The following is a 19,077-nucleotide window of genomic DNA, read 5'->3' as shown; positions in this document are numbered from 1 at the left end:
TTTAATACCCCCTCTTAAGTAGCAAGACGCTGCTGGGCCAGAGCGTCCAGATACTTCTTAACATCAGACAAGAAAAAACAGCGCATGCGCACGCCGATCCGGATTGGCACCGGGAACAGCGGGTCGAAATAACGAGAATCAGGTTTCCCCTTCAGGTAGGTCATGGAGCGCGAGATACCCAGCATATTGGCCAACTCCGCGCGGCGAATCAGCTTGAGAGGCGCATCTGTAACTGCGCCATCGGGTTGAATGGGAATTGCTTTGAGGGCCAAGGGTTTTCTCCGTATTGGTTTGTCAGAACCGCAATTAAAGAGAAAACAGTTGTTGGAAAGAACTAACCTGCTTGGGATCAGACCGCGCCAGCAAGAGCTGTCCTTGACAGGGAGCGATTTTTGGTGCTGCATTCACGCCGCTCCAAGCCGCCTGCTCATGATCCTTCAAACATCCTGCTAACCCGCTCGAAATTTGCTTCCCTCTCCTATGAAGAGGCAATGCGAATGCAGACCCCGATGTTCGTGTTCGCATGCCGTCCCGCATTGATCACTAGAAGCCAGCGCAACCTCTGCTCGACGTCCACCAGGAGGAACTGCGCGCACATTGGTGTGGAGTTGCGACAGAAAATTGCCCAGATTTTTGATAGCGCTTCGCTTTTTTCTGCTGCATATCTGCTGCCAGGGCACTGAGATGAAAGCTGCGACCTATTGCGCATTCCGGGCTTGCCCTAAACAAGCTTCAAGGGTTAAAACCGCGTTACCCGAGCCCAGCAGGGGTGTGCCGTATACAGAAGGCGCGCGAGCTGCCACTGCCCACATGGCCTGGCCTGGGGCGGCCGCTTGCACCCGCCACTACTGAAAACTAGAGTGCCCAGGGTTCATCAATCTATGAAAGGGAGGGAGCATGACGCTGACAGCAGGTGATTTCTACTCGGCCGCAAGCCATGTGGTGAATATGCTGGAGCCGCAAGGGCTCAAAGACAAGATTTACAGCGATGTCATTGACGCTGCAGGAAATCAATACGTCGACCTGGTGATGGAGGGTGGCGGAGTTCTAGGCATAGCGCTGGCAGGCTATGTCTACATTCTTGAACAGGTCCAGTTGCGTTTTGTCGGTATCGGAGGCGCGTCGGCAGGGTCAATCGCAGCGTTGATATTAGGTGCTTCAGGGCCCCCATCGCAAAGTAAAAGCGGTCGCCTTATGGAGATACTGGCGAACGTCCCCATGGCCAGCTTCATGGATGGCAAGGACGACGATGATGAGGACGCGGCGGACTTCGTCAACACCATGCTGTCCGAGCCAAGCTTTTTGAAGGGCATGGCCAAGGGCCTACAAGTCGTCGATAACCTAAAGGAAATCAAAGGCCTCAATAGAGGCGAGAAATTCCACCAATGGCTCAAATCCGTGTTGGAAAAACAGGGCATCACGAGCACTGCAGCGTTACGGGCCCGAATGGCCACCACACCTGTGGGCTGGACCCTGCGCCCCAACCCGCACCAAACCTCACAGCTTGATCGCAACGTATCGCTACCACCACTTGATCCTCTAAAACACCATCTTTGCTTGGTGGCGGCCGATATTTCTACCGAAACCAAGGTGGAATTCCCACGGATGGCCGAGTTATATTGGCAAAATCCAGACGCCGTACACCCAGCCGATTATGTTCGGGCGTCTATGTCGATTCCCGTTTTTTTCAGTCCCTATCGTGTGCCGCTACCGGCTCCCAACAAAGACCACTGGAAAGAGCACGCGGGGTTGGATTCTGCAAAGAATCCCAGATTTCCTCCAAAACAAGCGTGTTTCGTGGATGGCGGGGTGATGTCCAATTTTCCGATCGATGTCTTCCACTCCACCCACAAGGTCCCGTCACGACCTACGTTTGGCGTAAAGCTCGAATATGACGAGCGCAGCCATGAAATCAACAACGTACTGGAGCTGATCGGACAAACGTTTAATGCTTCCAGACATTGTCTCGACTACGAATTCATACGCAAGAATCCTGATTTCCAGCAACTGGTCGGCTACATCGACACCAAAGAGCATCATTGGCTCAAGTTCGAAATGGCCGAGAAAGAGATGACTGATCTGTTCGTACTTGGGGCTGAAGCGGCTCTCGATTTTTTAACCAAGTTCGATTGGAGTGCCTATAAAGAAACTCGAGCCCACTTGATGGGCGCCTATCGAATAGCCGAAGAGCACAAGGAACAGATAAAAGATACGAATCAATAAGATTTGCTGTTCAACAAGAGCGCACAGTGCGCCTCTATCTTGCAGAAACAACTGCAAGTCTTAGTTTTCCTTTCCACAGACGTTCCTGCTCCCGCCATTGCCCTCAGAATCGGCCAACAGTTCGTTGAGTAACTCCTCCGCGCATTCAATGCTTGACACGTCATGGCCGCCAACTAGCATCCATCACAGGCCAACGAACTCACCGACTCATGGTGTGTGGCCTCATTTCCAAGAAGACATGGCGAGGGATGCAAATGAACAAAGCGCACCTTTGGCGAGCACCGTGTGCGGCGTTCGCTCTGCTGACCGTCGCAGCGTGTGGCGTAAATCCCATAGTCACCTGGGACCGACTACCTGAACCGGCCGGTAACTTGGACAGCATGGAAGTGGCGCGCGCCCGTGCTGACACACTCAAGCGCGCTTTACATGAGAAAGCGCGCGAGCAAGTGGGCACCCAGGTGGCGTTGAACGATGCGCTGCTGGGCCTGGGTGCACTCGCAGTGGTGGCTGGCGTCAGCAGTGCCCACCGTGACGTCTACACAGGTCTGGCGTTGGCTGGTGGAACGGGCTATTTGTACAGCGTGCAAAACGTGCCTAAGTCAAGGTTGGACGCATATCAGTCGGGCATTGGTGCGGTGAACTGCGCTGTGCAAGCTGTTCTTCCCTTGCAGGTCGGTAGCGCCGAGTTACGTGAGATCATCGCCGCCGCACGCAATGTCGAACGCACATTGCCTACTTTGGCCTCAAAGCTGGCTGCGGCCAAGCGGGTTTACGCAGTGGAAGCCGTGTTATCCGAAGCGCTGAGTAATGAGGTGCGCGATCAGCTGCAATCGGCCAGTGATGCTTACGCTGCGGCCCTAGCAGCCCTTTCTGATGCTGCTTTGCTGCCCTCGCAGGTGGCACTAGCAGCTGGCCAATTGAAAGGGACTCTGGAAACCATAGACGCTCAGGTGAACCGTCTTGTAAGCAGCACAGTTGCGGATCCCGCTGCGACAACACGCGCAATCGCAGACTTGGCGCAGATCGCTGGAAAGTTCGCACCGGGGCTGGGAGTAGACAAGCTTGTGTCTACACGTCTAGCAGCGAGAGGGAGCGCCCAATCCACCGCGACCGGGTCTGTGGGCGTTTCTACGGCTCTGTCTATGGCGTTGAATGACCTATCGATCGCCAGAGCCGAGTTGCAAGCAAGCTACCTACCCCTCGCGGCCCGGCTCGCGCCCTTCAAGGGACACACCAGCACCGAAACGCTCAAGGCCTGCGGTGTCAGTGACGCAGTCATTGCAATTCGAGTTGAGCCCGAAGAAGTGATTTTTTCTACGGGCATCGATGAGGTGCAGTCTCGCGTTATCCGCGTTCAGGGTGGAGCCAAGCCTTATGTGGCGAGGTTCTTGGAATCCCCCACTCGCGGGTTGGAAGTTATTTCGCCTCTGCCGGGCGATAGCACTGTCGAGATTCGCGCGTCCAAGAATATCGCTGCATCATTCGACCTCTCGGTGCTGGTTATGGATGCCTCATCTGGCGGACAGAGCAAGATCGTCAAGGTCCGTGTAGAAGCGCCAACGCAGAAGAAGGCGGATCAACCCTCCTCGGATGAGTCGGCCAAGGTTGCAGCCGAGAAGGCTAAGGCCGATGCAGTTGCTCTGGCGGCGGAGCTTAGCAAGATGGCAACAGCTCTCGCCAAACTGCCGAAAGACCAAGACTTCGCCCCAGTCAACAGCACTCACAAGTTCCGATTCATTTCGGCTCAGGTCATTGGCGCCACGCTAAACGTGACGATGACCTGCGTACCCGGCACTGGTCCGAAGGACACGCGCGCTGCAATACAGAAAGCGATAGTTGCGTTCGCCGAAGCCAATTCGGCGCTTGTCACTAGCACTGAAATGCGCCTACAGCAGCGCATCAGCCCCAAGGGTGTCGCCGCTTGCGCGGCGTAAGCGAGCAATGGCACGCAGCGCCGCATCCAAGCTGCTTGAGAGGCGCTCAGCCGCACGGGATCAGACACTTATCGACGATGCCCGGACCCACTACCAGCAACTCGACTCAGGCGAGCAATTCGCGCTAGCGCTTCAGCTCGCAGCGTGTCGCCGCGCGGAGATGACGCAGCGCTACCGCTCGGTAGTGCACGTGGTGGGTGGTGTGCGTAGGCGGACAATGGCCGATGGCGATCGGTTGCAGCGAAGCGAGCCTTGCGTCGTTTTCGTGGTACGGCGCAAACAAGCTGAAGAGGATCTTGGACCATCGCAGTGCCTGCCGCGTGAACTGCTCACACCAGCGATGGTGGGTGGTCGGTTGCTGATTTGCGCCGTGCCTACGGATGTACAGCAAGAATCTCGATTCTTGGATGCACGTGCGCAGGCCGCGACGGCGATACACAGCGTGTCTACCAAAGGTGTAGCTGACTGGGGAGCATTGGCTTGCGTGGTGCAGGGAGATGATGGGGACGCTTTTGCTATCGCGCCCGCACATGTGCTTAGTCCCTATCCACCGCTGAATGGCCGGGGCATTGCGGAAGAGAACGCGAAGCAGTTTCGCGTAGTCCGAGCGGAGATTCCTACCGACACAGTTCCCTGTCTAGAAGGCACCGTCCACGGTGGCCGTTTGGCGCCTTACCCTGCTACCAGCTTTGATGTGCAGTTCGCCAAAGTGACCGACTTGCAACGCGTTAGTGAGGCGTTCTCCGGCATTCGTTGGTCGGTTCAACATCCGTTTGCCGTCGACCTGCCGGACCTCTTTGCGTTGATGCAGAACGGTGTACTGCTGGAAATCATGGTGCCGTCGAACCACAAAGACCGCTTGAGCGATGCGGAACCTGTCGTGTTATTTGCGGACGTCTCGACCTACTGCGAAAACTGCCCCCTCACCTACGTTTTCGAATCGCCAGGCAAGTCGAAGCTGGTTCTGCACTCCGTATTGGAACTGCAGCTAGAACTTGGTCATGCCACATTGGGCGGCGATAGCGGTAGCCCGGTGGTTGTGCCTGTCAATGACGGCTACGTCTTCGTAGGTATGCACATCGCTGGAAACATAGAAGCATGCACAGCATGGGTCATTCCGGCCTGGGAACTGTTTGATCCAGCGCGCTATGCCTCCGTGGACGGCAGCATGCCGTCAGGGGCGATAAGTTTGTTCAACCCGTGAACCAGTCGAAAGGATCGTCTATGCCTGTCGCTAAGCCTACCCTTACTCCTGCCCTACGCAATGAGTATCAATCACTCTTTGATACTTGCCAGATCCGACCCGAAAAGCGTGCCATCGTTCAGAAGGCAGTTGACGGAATCATCAGTGCTCGCGCTCGATACGTCAACGTTGCCGAGGAGCTTAACGTGCCCTGGTACGTGGTTGGCGTCATCCACAACATGGAGGGAAGTCTAAATTTCGCTACTCACCTTCACAATGGCGATCCCTTGTCTGCACGCACCGTGCAGGTGCCCGCGGGCAGACCTCACAAGGGCAGTCCACCATTCACATGGGAAGTCAGTGCTGTGGATGCGCTAACTCTACAGGGCTATGACTCCTGGGCCGACTGGTCTATTCCAGGCATGCTCTTCAAATGGGAGCGCTACAACGGGTGGGGCTACCGTAATTTCCATCCAGAAGTGAAAAGTCCCTATCTGTGGAGCTTCACAAATCAATATAGCCGGGGCAAGTATGTGAAAGATGGCATCTGGGATCCGGATGCCGTTTCCAAACAGGTTGGCGCCGCCTGCGTGCTGCGTCGGTTGGCGGAGTTGGGAGAGTTAGACGGGGTGGAGTTCGACACAACAGAGCCTGACTTGGCGGGTGCGCTTGCAGACGCTGAATCTGGCGCGTTGCGCTACGCGCCCGATGTGGTGACCCCCGGAGGGATTGCGCTGCAGGCATTCCTGAACACGTTCCCTGGCATTTTTCTGAGAGAGGATGGCAAGCTTGGACCGCGCACCTCGGACGCGTATAGGCTCGTGTTTGGTCATTACCTATCGGGCGACCCTCGCACAGATTGAAGAAGACCGCCGCCATGAACCGCCCCGGATTTTTTTGATCTCAAATTAGGTGCCAGATGCTTAGGAGTTTCCAAATCTAGATACCAATCATGGGAGATATATTTCCTTTCAAATCGAACTACGCAGGTCTTTTCAAGGATATCAATCAATATTCTTCGGACGAATGGGACTCCATCCGCAGCTTAAAGTCTCTCTGTTTTAATCTCATAGGTTACATTGAAAACTATTATGAGATGGAGGAATTTTCGTTTGAATCCAAGCCAAAACCCATTCATATAACTCTGTCGTCAGCGAAAGATGGTTCACACCGAACGCAGACATTGGTCGTAAGTATCAGAGTAGAGGCGGTCAGCCCTATGCGATGCAATCGAATGTATGGGCGCGTCCCAAGATCGCCGTCCTCGACACGGGGGCTCGAGAGAGTCCTAAGCCAAGCATGTAAGAGTAGCAATCTGTCGGCAACCGTGAGGCCGTGGTCTATGCCCCGTTTAGAGAACTGACCTGCGGTCGGCCCCTTACGTTTGGCATAGGGCGTCATCGCATCGTCGGCGTTTTTTGGTTTTTTATTTCCTAAGGAGAAATTAATGTCACGCAATATGCTCTTCGTCATCACCCTATTAGTGGTTTCGGTTTTAGCCGGTGGCGTTGCCTATGGCATGTTTGCGGTAGGTACGATGTCGGAATTCGAGAAGAGCAAGATGTACTTTGCTGCTTCAGTACTTGCATTCCTTGCTTTCATTTTTTTATTGGCGATGATCTTTTATGCACTCGGACCTGAACCGAGTCAGCCATCAACTGAATCATCCGGAAAGACTATTTTCGATGCGTGCGTTAAAGTAATTCCACCACTTGTGACGCTCATTATTGGCTTCTATTTTGGCGCATCTCAAAACAACCCTTCACTGCCTACCGTTGCCAACGCTTCTACGACAGCCGCGCACACTACTGGGAAATAGGCACAGCTCATAAATCCACCGGACGCTGTGCGATTTAGCCGCGCAGCGCCGGCAATTTAAGATGTTGAGCGACCTCTTTCAGCGCCCCTCACCGACCATTCTTGTCTAGGGTTGTGAGATACCTGCCCGGCACAGCTCTCACAAGCGAAAATTACTTAACGAACAAGCCCCGAGAGCGCAGCGCCTTAGCAGGCTGCTGAAATACTGATTTGCGTCTCTGCCACCCAAAACATCGACCGCTCAGAACGGGCTACAAGCGATCATTTTTGCATTGGGTGAGAGGTATACCCTCTTGAAACAACATTCTTCTTCCGGAAGTATTTCAGCAGCCTGTTAGAGCTGAGCCTGTTTGCCGGTGGTGCGCACAAGCAAAGGATCGAGATCGTGCGCGATCCAATAGCACACCACCGCGTGTTAGGGCTGCCCCAATCTTGACCCCTCAGCTGGTCAGTTTTGCACCGGTTTAACACAGTGGTGAGCGCCGGGGCAGGCTTCCATGCCGATGAGACACGGCGGCAGCGCAGCGATGAATTCGAGCAGCTTGGCACGCGCCACGCTAGGACGTCAAAGTACCGGCTTGCCTGTGGCATCAACGCCATGTAGCGCAAAGACATTCTTTGCCAGATCGATTCCGATGGTGACAATGGCAGTCATGGAATTCCCCTTCCGACAAACGAGTGAGTTGATGAGAGATCGAACCTCCCCTCGTTGCGCCTGCATGCCTTATGCCGCAACGGTGCGGTTCACTTGGGACGTGGAAGTCCATTCCATTCGTTAGGTGTCACCAAACATAACCGACTCATGCCACGCGTATTCAAACCCCGCCCGTCGCCAACGCCACAGCCCCCAGCACTGGATGCCAAGAAGGTGTTTGAGGTCCACCTTGAAGCCCTGAAGGACGCATACAAGGAACTTGTCGATGGGAATCTGAGAATCGCCGGTATTCTTCTCATTGTGTTGGGATGGTTTGCTGGCAAAGACAACCCACTCAGCATGCTTTGCTACTCACAGTACTTGGTATACGTCGCACTATCCTTTACTTTGATAGGCTTCGGGGGACTCTACCACCTGTTCAAAAACATCTTCGATCGCAGCAAGGCCACCATCAAATCACTCCGAAACAACGGACATGCAGAAGACCTATACTCTAGGTTTAGAGTGACCAAGTCAATGCTGTGGTGCGGACTATTCGGACAGTACACGATGTTAGTCGGAATACTGACAGTAATTTTCTACAAGTATGACTTCCTACGGAGCAAGACATGTCTCCTGTGATTGCGAAGATGGTAGTCAGTGCCTTTGCCCTTCTTTTCACCGGAAATTGCCTTGCCACAGAATCATTAATAGGATTTTGGCGCGCGGTTGACGATGGAAACAAGCTTATATCAATCATTGAACTTTATCTCGATGAGGCAACGCTAAACGGCAGAATCGTTTCAATTACCGATGCTACCGGGCGTCAGTTGAACCCAATATGCGAGAAGTGCAGCGGCGACCTCAAGAACAAGTCACTCATTGGCTATAGGTTCATTCGAAAATTGAGGCGTCACGATGAAAGGTGGGTTGGCGGGGAAGTTGTCGATCTACGCCCCGGAATCGGTCAAGGAACCGTTGCCCAGTGCGAGATAGAGTTAGTTGACGGAAAGGCACAACTTCTAGGCTACATGTTTTTCGGACTTGTCCGCGGCAAGGCCACATGGGAACGAGTTGCCTCAAACGCCGCGTCGGCGCAGTGAATCGCCCCGGTTTTGAACTGCCCCCCAGAAGTTGGACGGTTACCTTGCCGCCAATCAGTCGCTGTTTCACAGTCGGTATCCCACCGGGCTGAGTCCGCTCAATCTGAGCTTGATGCGCTCATGGTTGTAGTAGTGAATGTATTCATGCACGCCCGCTTCGAGCGTATCAAGGCTGTCGGGCGCAGCAAGCCGGAAGTACTCGGCCTTGAGGGTGCCGAAGAAGCTCTCAATTGCCGCATTGTCAAAGCAGTTGCCCTTTCGGCTCATGCTTTGCTTGACTCCCCGTTGCACAAGCATCGCTCGATAGGGCTGCATCTTGTAGTGCCAACCTTGGTCCGAGTGGACGATCAGTTCCCCCGTGCAAGCGGTCCGTGCCAGCGCTGCCTCGAGCATGCTGGAAACCATCTCGAAGACCGGACGCCTTGCCATGCGGTACGCGACGATCTCGCCGTTGTAGAGGTCCATGCAAGCTGACAGGTAGAGCTTGTGGCCATTCACATTGAATTCGGTGACATCGGTTGCCCACTTCTGGTTTGGTGCGGTCGCACGGAAGTCGCGCTGTAGAACGTTCGGCACGTGCGCATCGCTGACGCCTAGAACATGCCGGGATCGCTTCTTAACCCGAATCAACGCGCGCAGCCCCATCTTGCGCATCAGACGCTGCACGCACTTGTGGTTGATCGGTTCCACCACAGCATTGCATAGCGCGGCCGTGATCCGTCTGTAGCCGTAGCGTCCTTTATGCTCGTCATAGACAGTACGAATCCTGGCCTCCAAGGCGCTTTGCTGGTCGGCGCGCTGGCTCGCTTGGCATTGGTAGTAGAACGTGCTGCGTGGCAGGTCTGCGACCTGCAACAGGTATGCCAATTTATGACGATGCCTCAACCCGGCAATCAGACGCGCTTTGTCGGCGCAGCTGATCTCTTCGACCGAATCATGGCCTGCAATTTTTTTAGGTACGCGACCTCGGCGCGCAGTCGTTCGTTCTCTTCTCGTAGGGTTTGCGCTGCGTCGGCGGCAACGTTTTTCGACGGCACTGCGCAGCGGCTTTCCAGCTTCATCTTGGGACGCTCTTCTTTCTCGTTCTCGATAGCCTGCAGGCGACCTTGATCGAGATTGCGTCGCCAGACCACGACTTGGTTGGGATTGCGGATGTCATAGATCGCAGCGACCTGGCGGCTGGAGAGCTGTTCGCGATCCTGATGGGACAGTACCTGCAGTTTGAACTGTGCACTGTACGTGCAGCGCTTGGGGCGCAACCCGTCTATGCCGTGCAGGCGGTAGTGGCTCACCCAAGTGCGGATCTTCTCCTCAGGCACAGACCATTGGCGCACCAGCAGCTTCGCCCCACCGTCCCCAGCCATAAAACTCTTGACCACTTTGAGCTTGAACTCTGTCTGATACTTCTTCATGAAACCCCTTGAAGTTTGTCCAACTTCTGGGGGTCAGTTCAAAACAGGGGCGATTCAGTCGGGGCTATTCAAAATCCGTCAGTCGGTATCGACCAGTGCCGATCTTCACCAGTAGCTTCTGCGCGCAAAGGCTACTGATCGTGCGGCCTGCAAGACCCTCAATGGAGTCATCCAAATCGCTCGCCACCAACACCTCTCTCAGCCATTGCCCCATCTGGGATTTGGTAGCAACTTTCGCCCCGCAACGCATCCGAAACTCGACGATTGTGGTAGCGAGGGTCAAAGCAGGCACTTCGATAATCTCCCGCACAGGGTCACTAGGTTGCGGGAATTGGAAATCGCCGACCAATGCTGCCACTTTGATCAGCGATTGCCCTCGCGTTTTCGATCGTAGAACGCCAAATTCTGCCGCCTTCATGGCGATTGCGGAAATCTCGGACTCGTCTAATGGAGAGACTAGGCAAGTAAGACATGAATCGCGCGCGTCATGCGGTGTCGTGGTGCCGCATGTGGTGCAAGGGAGCAAATAGCAGTTAGTCAGTTCGTTGCGTACGGGATCAATCCCGGATATGGGAAGGCTCGTCGAGAGCGAAAGCCACCAGCCCCAGAGCTGAGCTCCGCGGTTGCTCCACCTCGGTCCGCCTTCGTAGACCCATCGTCTCCACCGACTTGCGTAGAAGAACCCTTCGCCAAGGATTTCGTGCCTTCCAATTGGACCCGCAAATTTCGGCACCTTGTTAGCGATGAATCGCGGGTCCGGATTGCAGGCATCCTGATTGAGCACCTGTGTGCGATCAATTTTTTCCAAGCCTTTGCGCAGGAAGTCCGACTTCACGCTGCTCAGACCGACAAGCAACTCGATAGGTACGATGATGTGAGCTCGCGTAGTGGCCCGCCCGAGTGCGCAAGCCAAGGTCGTGTCGTCCATGTCGAAGCCCGCCACGATGATGACTACAGGTTTCTCCATGCCTCGATATGCCGAGACCGTGGATCGCGAGACATCAAGCCCTCCAACCAACCAGGAGAACTGGCTGAGCACGATTATGTCCTTCGCTGTGACGCCGGCCTCCGAGAGCTCCGCCATCAAGGCTTGGATACTCAAGGAAACATCCCTAGTGATGCTTTTGGACAAGTCCCCCTGGGAGATCGGTCGAGGGCAATTGACTTCATGTCTTGGCGGTCGCATTTCCATCATCGTCTGGGTGATGCCTCCAGGATTCCGGTAGACCGTGGCAAGATAGAAGAATCGCTCGCCGTAGGTGTCCTCCAGGAACCGATAGGAACTGCCCTTCTCGATACCGGGAAGCACCTGAAGCTCGTCAGCAAAGACAAACTTTCGCGCGTTGGCGAAATGGTCACGCAACGCCAGGTGATCTGCCTCGTTGAGCGCTTGGGCTTCGTCGACGATCAGCACCTTGTACCGGTGGTCCTTCTTACCAAGCAACGTTAGGTAGTGTTTGTCATAGTTGGGCTCGCCAGAGTTGCCGTCCCTGTTCCGCGCTCCCACGGATTCGCAGTAGGAATGGAAGGTCTGAACCATGACCGCCCGGCCGAGATGGCTCAATTGAGCGGCCACCTTCTGTGTGATCTGGCGATTCTTCAGAAGGAAGATCACCTTGAGGCCTCTGTTCACGAATTGCTCGGCGAGGGAGCGTGCAATGAGTGTCTTGCCGCTGCCGGAAAACCCCGCGACCAGCCTCCGATCGGAGTCAAGGCACAAGGCCACCTGATTCGCCTGCTTCTCGTCGAGTCGAAGCCACAACTTGCCGTCCGCGACGATCTTGCGTCCCAGATGCTCGCGCCGAGCTTCCCGAGGCCAGACGGCATTGAGGAATCGATTGATCTCACGGCTGAAGTCGTTCTGGTTGCCGTAGTTCAGCGCGACTTTCCAGTGCGCCATCAGCTGAGTGATGCGTGAAGGCATATCCCGACTATGTTTCTGTAGGATCAGGACGCCGTCGGAGAGTGGCGAGTGAAGTGGCATGTACGCGCTGGCGATCTGCGAGCTATCAAGATCGAAGTCTGGGAAATGCACCGCGTAGCCAACCGGGCATGCCATCTGCCACGACTGCAACATCTCAACGAGGACGAAGGTGTTGTCCTTGACCTGATTCAGGGGATCGATTTCGTATCCCTCACGTTCGTGAATGAAGCGAACCCCCGAAGGCGTATACAGCCCTGATTTCGTCTCGATGCAGAGCATGCCCAGCTCCGCATGCAGGATCACGAAGTCCACCTCACCTGACAGGTGCTTTCTAGCCAAGGGAACCCGCAGGTACTCCTGCAGTTCCTGCGAGTACACCCGCTTGGTTCTGCCTCGCAGCCAAGGCAGCGAGTGGATGACGATGAACCCATCGTCTAGGGCTGCCAATTCCTGAAAGAGGGTGAATTCGCCTTTACTGCGGAGTTCCGCGTGATCGAGTGCTGGAAAGAACCTGGCCATAAACGAAGGAAACGCTGTGTCGGTTCAAAGTATCCAGTATGTGTCGGATTTGCTGGAAGGGCGATTGACCGAGAGGAACGATCGGCTTCATCGCATCCGCGCGCTGCTGGAGGTCTGCGACGTTCAAGAAGAGCCACTGCAAATTGAGAAACGGAACTTGGTCAATCGCTTCCGCAACAGTCGTGTGCTCAATTGCCGGGAACAGTGTTTTGTTGTGATGTCGAGCTTAATTCAGCAAAGGACCGTTGGCAGCTCGACGACTGCGTACTAGACCCCGAACGAATTCAAGCAGCAAGATCGCTCAACCGCCAACTGTGCCGTCCTCCAGGAATGATTGGTTCAAAAAGGCCGAGCAGGTTTCGGGGTATTCGCCACTAATACAGTAGTTGCTAGGATAAGGCAGCAAGGGTGGCCACGCTGGCCACTGCGTCGGCCAGCGGGCGCACGGCACGGTGGTGGATTTGCCGCCGCCGTGTCGACAGGCGTTCCAGTGCACTTGCGCAGTGCTTGGGCATCAGACCCACGCTACCATAACCAACAATAAAAGTCGCTGGGGAAGCACCGTCCGCATCCATGCGGTAACGAGCACAGCTGCGAGGGAGAGACCATGTACCTGAAGCGAATCCGAGCGCGGAATTTCCGCGCCTTCGGGGACAGCACGATCGCGCCTGAACTGGACCTGGAACTTAACCCGGGCTTGAACATCCTGGTCGGCGAGAACGACGCGGGAAAGACCGGCATCATTGATGCAGTCCGCCAAGTGCTGCTCACGACCAGCTACGAGAGCATCCGTCTCTTCGAGCAGGACTTCCATATCCGCGGCACTGAGCGCGCCACGGCGCTATGGATTGAAGCAACCTTATGCGAGCTGTCAAAGGAACAGCAGGCTTCGGTTCTCGAGTGGCTAACACTGGAAACCGACGGCACATGCTCCCTGGTCGTCCACGTACAGGCGAAGTTCTTCCCCGTCCAAGCAGCCAAGCGCGCCCGCGTGGACATGCAGGTCCGGGCCGGCAAGGATGGTGCCGGTCCCGAGATTGGTTACGCGGTGCGCGAACTCATCCGAGCGACCTACCTGAGGCCGCTGCGGGACGCCGAAGCAGAGTTGCGGCCGGGTCGGCAGTCGCGCCTGTCGCAGATCCTAGCCGCCCACAATGGCATTGCCGGCCAGGAGGTCAACGATTTCAACAAGGATGCGCCGGACACCAAGCCTAAGAACCTGGTGGGCCTGATGGCCTTCGCACAGCACCACCTCGGTGAGCACAAGGTCATCAAAGGCGTCGAGGCGGACATCAATGACAACTACCTTAGCGAATTCGCCTTTAGCGGCGACACATTGGAGTCGCGCATCCGAATCGCGCCCGACCTATCGCTGACGCCGATTCTTGAGCGATTCGAGCTCGGCCTGGTGCCCCATGGCGCGGTCCACCCGGACGAGCGCTGCGCGCGAGGGCTGGGCTATAACAATGCGCTCTTCATGGCTACCGAACTGGTCCTGCTGCGCGATGGCGATGACTTGGCGCTGCTGCTGGTGGAGGAGCCTGAGGCCCATCTGCATCCGCAACTGCAGGACCGCGTGATGGATCTGCTCCAGCTCCATGCCAAGCCGACCGGCAAGGAGGAGCGACGCGTGCAGGTCATCATGACAACTCACAGCCCATCTCTTGTTTCCAGCGCTGATATCGAGACTATGACGCTGGTGCATAAGGCGTCGACTTATCCACTACGTGCCGGCCAGACCAAGCTCAAGAAGACCGACTATTCGTTCCTGAGACGCTTCATCGACGCCACCAAGGCCAACCTGTTCTTCGCGCGTGGCGTGTTGATGGTCGAGGGCCCCGCTGAGGCTATCCTTCTACCGACGCTGGCGGAAGCCTGCGGACGCTCCTTCTCGAAGCACGGCGTCTCCATCGTCAACGTCGGGCACACGGGCCTCTACCACTATGCCCGCATCCTGCAGCGCGAAGGCGCCGGACCACAGTACCCGGTGCCCGCCGTCTGCTTGACCGACCGCGATATCGTCCCGGACGTCGCCGCCACCTATGTGTCCAAGCCCAAGACGGGCAAGCGGTTCGAGTCGGACTATGACGCCAAGGGCAGGCAGGGAGTCGTCGACCGCAAGGTGGCTCGTGCGGCGGGCGGCAACACGATCGTCTGCGTGTCGGATCACTGGACGCTGGAGTACGACTTGGCCCGGTATGGCTGCGCCAAGCTGATGCATGTCGCAATCGCGCTCGGCGTCATCGCGGCAGAAAAGGGAGAGCGGCTCAGCGACGCTGACGAGAAGTTGACCACTGAGGCCGCTCTGGGCACCTGGAAGGTGCTTGAGGCCGCCGGCCATCCACCGGACAAGCTCGCTGCACTCATATACCAGCCGCTGTACAAAAGCGAAGCCTCCAAGGCCATCACGGCGCAGTACGCTGCGCAGCTGCTGTCGACCGGGGACTACGGCACCGGCGATGATCTCTTCAAGCGCTTGCCACCCTACCTCCAGCGGGCACTGATCCACCTGACGACGGCGCCCGTGATGCCGCCCAAGCCCGGCCCAGCGATCGTGCCACTGGCGCCATCGGCAGTGACGCCAGCGCCGACATCGGCCCTGGCCATCAAGGTACCCGTTCCTTCGCCGGCGCCGGGTGGCGCAGCCAAGCCATGACCGCGGTCAGCCTTGAGGCGACCGATCTCACGCTGCTGGCGCGGCTGGCTTCGGACCTTAGTTTCTCGGACGCGGAGCGGCGGGCCGCGCTGCTGGAGGGCGGCTCGCGGGATTTCAATGCCGTACCCGGCAGCGGCAAGACCTCCCTGTTGGCAGCCAAGCTCCTGCTGCTTGCGCGCAAGTGGCCGCATGCGACCAAGGGCATTTGTGTGCTGAGCCACACCAATGTCGCCCGCGACGAGATCGTGCGGCGTCTGGCCGGCACGCATGAAGGCGCAATGCTGCTGGGGTACCCGCATTTCATCGGCACCATCCACGCCTTCGTGAACCAGTTCCTGGCCATGCCAGTGCTGCGCGCCCTGAACCTGCCTGTCGATGTGATCGATGACGATGTCTTCGGGACGCGGGCGCTGGCCCGGCTCAAGGGCAACCAGTACTTCACGCTCCGCGCCTGGCTCGCGCGACAGGCTAACGGCGATGCGCTGGTCAGCCAGCTCTTCTTCAAGGGAGCCGATCTCACGGTGATGTCTGGAGGCGGGGACCTGCCCGGCCCTGAGTCCAAGTCCGGCAAGCAGCTCGACGACATCAAGCGCGCTCTGAGCCGGGCCGGTATCTTCCGCCACCGGGACATGTTCGCCTTCGCGCTGGTTGCGCTTCAAAGCCATCCCGACCTGCTCGACGTCATCCATCGCCGCTTCCCGATGGTGTTCGTCGACGAGATGCAGGATACGTCGTGGGAGCAAGAGGACGTGCTGAACCGCCTGTTCGATGGCAAGGCGGTGATGCAGCGCTTCGGCGACGTTGACCAGAAGATCATCCTAGACGACGACGATGCGAAGCTGCTTACCTTTCCGCGAACGGGTCACGGCACCATCAGCACCAGCAAGCGCTTCGGGCCGCGCATCGCCGCCGCGGTCGCCAGCGTGAGGATCAGCAAGCAGCCCGTCACGGGCGAAGCGCCCGATGACGTCAAGCCGGTGCTGCTGCTCTACAAGACCGAAGATGTTGGCCGGGTGTTGCGTCATTTCGGGAAGCTGGTGATGGACCGGGTCAATGCCGATGCCCTGCGGGATGGGTCGGTGCGAGCCATGTGCACGCGCAAGACGGTCGATGGCGCCGTCGATGCGGGCCGGCACCTCGTCGACTACTGGCCGGCGTATGCGCAGCAGATGAACAGCGGAGCGGCAACGACGGCTGGCGCGTTCTGGACGCTCATCGATCAGTCGAGCAGCCGCCCCACCGCCGAAACGCTCGCTGAGCGCGCCGGGGAAGTGCGCAAGGCCCTCCTGCACGTGCTGCGCGAGGCAGGCGCTTCGGTCGTGACCGAGCTGCGTGACGCACGCGGCCTCTTGCGGGCCGTCGCTGAGCTGCATGGCAGTGACGAGTCGATGCAGGCGCTGATCCGGGACCTGGTCCTGGATGCGGCTCTCACCGGCTCGGCAAGTGCCCGGCAAGCATTGCCCGGCATCCTGTACCAGCGCCTGCAGACATTGCTGCCAGTCAGCATGACCGCCGCGGTGTTCGCAGCGTTGCCTGTGTTCGCCCAAGCCCCGGCCAGCGTCGCCGCGCAGGAGTCTCCTACTATCTGCACGGTGGTCCATGCCGGCCGCGAGCTGTCATTCACACTGGGGACCGTCGCCATCATGAAGGGCGAGACGCACCTGGCGTCACTGGTGCTGGAGTCGTATGGCGGCAAGAGCAAGCGGTTCGACCTAGCGATGGCCCTCCCTGCCATTGCCGGTGTCAAAGGCCTTGGCAAGCTCGGCGTCACACACGAGGGCCAGATGCGCAACCTTTACGTGGCGATGTCGAGGCCGACAAAATTTCTATGCTTGGCGGCGAACGCTGCACGCGTAGACGACGAGACCTGCGCTCGCCTTGTTGAGAAGGGGTGGGAGGTCGAGCTGCTGACTTGAATCGCGTGCGTCACAGCGGACACTGCGCTAGGTCAAAGGCCGCCTGCGACGGCGAAGTCAAGGCCAAACGTGGGCATAGAAACGAGCACTAGATTGACTCCATATCTACAATCGAATTCAGAATGAGAAATTAGCGCCAGATTGATGACTGCTATCTAGCCGGCACCGGACGCCCAAGCAGGGAAGGCGACCGACTGCTCGCGCTGCGGACCTGCCGTGGATACAGCGAGGACAGAGCGAGGCTGAACCGAGTCGTTCGCGATAGACCTAACAGTCGGCAGTTGTTGCCTCTACTCTGTCAAAAACTCCCAACCGTTGCCTTAAGCCGTGCTTTCAGGGGTACCTCCACCCCTGCCAGCATGTGAGTTCTTCGATCCTAGGACGAGTCGATTTCTCTGCCGGCGTTGGGCATTTCGGGAGCTTCCGAGTTCTTCAACAGAATAGACCCGAAAGCAGATATCCCTGAGATCGGGACAGGTCGGCCGTGCGCAGAGGACGCCAGACCGGCCCGCCCAGCCCGAGGATCCTGCTGGCCTGCTACCATGTTGCACTGCAGCATAGTTTGCGCCAATGAGATCATGGACCTTGACGACCCTTACCACGAACTTGGCTTGGCACCAGGCTCCAGCGATGCCGAGGTGAAGGTTGCGTGGCGCCGCCTGTCCGCACGCTGGCACCCGGATCGCAACAACAGCCCGCATGCCCTGCGAAAGATTCAGCGTATCAATCGGGCGCTGGAAATGATCCGCAACGCCCGGGCCGAACCAGAGGCTGAAACCGAAGATCCCACCCCCGGTGCGGAACAATCCACCGTCGAGCACACCATCAGCCTCACGCTCGAGGAGGTGGTGACCGGTTGCGTCAGGGAAGTTCGAGGCGAGGTGATCGAAGACTGCGCCGAGTGCATCGGCAGTGGCCTGCAACTGCAGGCTACCGAGTGCAGTGAATGCGGTGGCGCCGGCCACATCCGGCAGCATCTCTGGTTCGTTTGGATCTCGTCCACGGACAAATGCGCAGCCTGCCAGGGACAGGGGAAGACGCGCCACAGCTGCACGGCCTGCGCGGCGAGCGGTAAGGCGCCGCCGAGCAAGTACCGCTGCCGGGTGCCGGTCGCGCCTGGCGCGCGCGCTGGCGACCTGCTCGATGTCACCGCCCGAGTGAAAGGCAATCGACGCCAGCACAAGCTGGCGCTGCGCGTGCGTGTGGAGCTGCAGCCGCACGAATTCTTCACGGCTGAAGCCGATGGGACCTTGAAGTGCGAGCTGCCAGTCGATGGGTTTGCATGGATGGCCAATCGCTGGATTGAGGTTCCAACCCCCCGCGGGCTGCAACAGATGAAGCTGCGCCGGGGCCATCTGAACTACCGCATCAAAAACGCGGGCCTGCCCTGGGCGAACGAGGCAGAGGCTGGGGACTGCATTGTCACCGTCGTACCGATGTTTCCACAGGAGTTAAGCCAGGAGCAGGAGGCCATGATCGATCGGCTGGCGGTCAGCAACTCCGGGACAGCCGGCACGCCGGCAGGTGATCGCATGGCGGCATGGAGCCGGTTGGTGAACAACTGGCAGGATCGGCGCAGGTGAGATCCTCGATGACCATCAGCATGGTGGACTGATGGCGGTTCGCTTTGACTAAGTTCATCGGTACTGAGCTGTTGTTGGCCGCCAAGTTATGTCCGACTTGTTCAGGCTGATCGCCGTCACCAAGTCGAGCCCCAGTGGGCGACCGCTAACAGCCTTGAGCTGCCGGTCACGG

The 19,077-nt window shown here is 57.5% G+C and carries 13 protein-coding genes and 1 pseudogene; 10 read left to right on the top strand and 4 right to left on the bottom strand.

The window, feature by feature from the left end; translation table 11 throughout:
• Positions 1–14: 14 nt before the first annotated feature.
• A complete protein-coding gene (locus tag OIN59_RS21270; RefSeq protein WP_274113625.1) occupies positions 15–272 on the bottom strand; it encodes a helix-turn-helix transcriptional regulator in 258 nt (85 codons plus the stop codon).
• A gap of 625 nt (positions 273–897) precedes the next feature.
• Here OIN59_RS21270 and OIN59_RS21265 point away from each other — a divergent pair.
• From OIN59_RS21265 to OIN59_RS21245, 5 genes are all read left to right on the top strand, one after another.
• Positions 898–2,223: a patatin-like phospholipase family protein gene (locus tag OIN59_RS21265; RefSeq protein ID WP_274113623.1), complete on the top strand. Its 1,326-nt coding sequence runs from the start codon at positions 898–900 to the stop codon at positions 2,221–2,223.
• A 371-nt stretch (positions 2,224–2,594) separates the two neighbouring features.
• Complete coding sequence (locus OIN59_RS21260) at positions 2,595–4,157, top strand: hypothetical protein (RefSeq protein WP_274113621.1); 1,563 nt, start codon at positions 2,595–2,597, stop codon at positions 4,155–4,157.
• A 7-nt stretch (positions 4,158–4,164) separates the two neighbouring features.
• Positions 4,165–5,361, top strand: coding sequence for a hypothetical protein (locus OIN59_RS21255; protein WP_274113619.1), 1,197 nt, complete (start codon positions 4,165–4,167; stop codon positions 5,359–5,361).
• Positions 5,362–5,381: 20 nt separating this feature from the next.
• Entirely contained in the window at positions 5,382–6,203 is an 822-nt protein-coding gene (locus OIN59_RS21250; RefSeq protein ID WP_274113617.1) for a hypothetical protein, read from the top strand.
• Between the two features lie 584 nt (positions 6,204–6,787).
• Positions 6,788–7,159 (top strand): hypothetical protein, encoded by a 372-nt coding sequence (locus tag OIN59_RS21245; RefSeq protein WP_274113615.1) that lies wholly within the window; start codon positions 6,788–6,790, stop codon positions 7,157–7,159.
• 471 nt (positions 7,160–7,630) lie between these two features.
• On the opposite strand, the pseudogene OIN59_RS21240 reads toward OIN59_RS21245, so the two are convergent.
• A pseudogene (locus tag OIN59_RS21240) lies at positions 7,631–7,813 on the bottom strand (IS110 family transposase); the annotation flags it as partial.
• 147 nt (positions 7,814–7,960) lie between these two features.
• On the opposite strand from OIN59_RS21240, the gene OIN59_RS21235 reads away from it, so the two are divergent.
• Positions 7,961–8,434 carry a hypothetical protein gene (locus OIN59_RS21235; protein WP_274113613.1) on the top strand — a complete coding sequence of 158 codons (474 nt, stop codon included), beginning with the start codon at positions 7,961–7,963 and terminating at the stop codon, positions 8,432–8,434.
• A complete protein-coding gene (locus OIN59_RS21230; RefSeq protein ID WP_274113611.1) occupies positions 8,422–8,895 on the top strand; it encodes a DUF2147 domain-containing protein in 474 nt (157 codons plus the stop codon). The genes OIN59_RS21235 and OIN59_RS21230 overlap by 13 nt, the downstream gene beginning before the upstream one ends.
• A 66-nt stretch (positions 8,896–8,961) precedes the next feature.
• Here the strand turns inward: OIN59_RS21230 and OIN59_RS21225 are convergent.
• Together OIN59_RS21225 and OIN59_RS21220 are read right to left on the bottom strand one after the other, a co-directional pair.
• Positions 8,962–10,307, bottom strand: a protein-coding gene (locus OIN59_RS21225; protein WP_274113609.1) for an IS3 family transposase whose coding sequence is annotated in 2 segments (ribosomal slippage) — positions 8,962–9,830 and positions 9,830–10,307 — 1,347 coding nt in all. Because the reading frame shifts where the segments join, the coding sequence is not laid out codon by codon here.
• Between the two features lie 64 nt (positions 10,308–10,371).
• A complete protein-coding gene (locus OIN59_RS21220; RefSeq protein ID WP_274113607.1) occupies positions 10,372–12,750 on the bottom strand; it encodes an NERD domain-containing protein/DEAD/DEAH box helicase in 2,379 nt (792 codons plus the stop codon).
• 607 nt (positions 12,751–13,357) lie between these two features.
• Here OIN59_RS21220 and OIN59_RS21215 point away from each other — a divergent pair.
• The 3 genes from OIN59_RS21215 (at position 13,358) to OIN59_RS21205 (ending at position 18,905) form a co-directional block, all read left to right on the top strand.
• Complete coding sequence (locus OIN59_RS21215; RefSeq protein WP_274113605.1) at positions 13,358–15,406, top strand: ATP-dependent nuclease; 2,049 nt, start codon at positions 13,358–13,360, stop codon at positions 15,404–15,406.
• Positions 15,403–17,322, top strand: a complete 1,920-nt coding sequence (locus tag OIN59_RS21210; protein ID WP_274113602.1) for a UvrD-helicase domain-containing protein — start codon at positions 15,403–15,405, stop codon at positions 17,320–17,322. The genes OIN59_RS21215 and OIN59_RS21210 overlap by 4 nt, the downstream gene beginning before the upstream one ends.
• 578 nt (positions 17,323–17,900) lie before the next feature.
• A complete protein-coding gene (locus OIN59_RS21205; protein ID WP_274113600.1) occupies positions 17,901–18,905 on the top strand; it encodes a DnaJ C-terminal domain-containing protein in 1,005 nt (334 codons plus the stop codon).
• The last annotated feature ends 172 nt before the right edge of the window (positions 18,906–19,077 follow it).

It is taken from the genome of Acidovorax benzenivorans (genome assembly GCF_028680575.1).
Classification (GTDB): Bacteria; Pseudomonadota; Gammaproteobacteria; order Burkholderiales; family Burkholderiaceae_C; genus Acidovorax; species Acidovorax benzenivorans.
The sequence above is the reverse complement of the archived record's forward strand: the minus strand, read 5'-3'. Positions and strand labels throughout refer to the sequence as shown.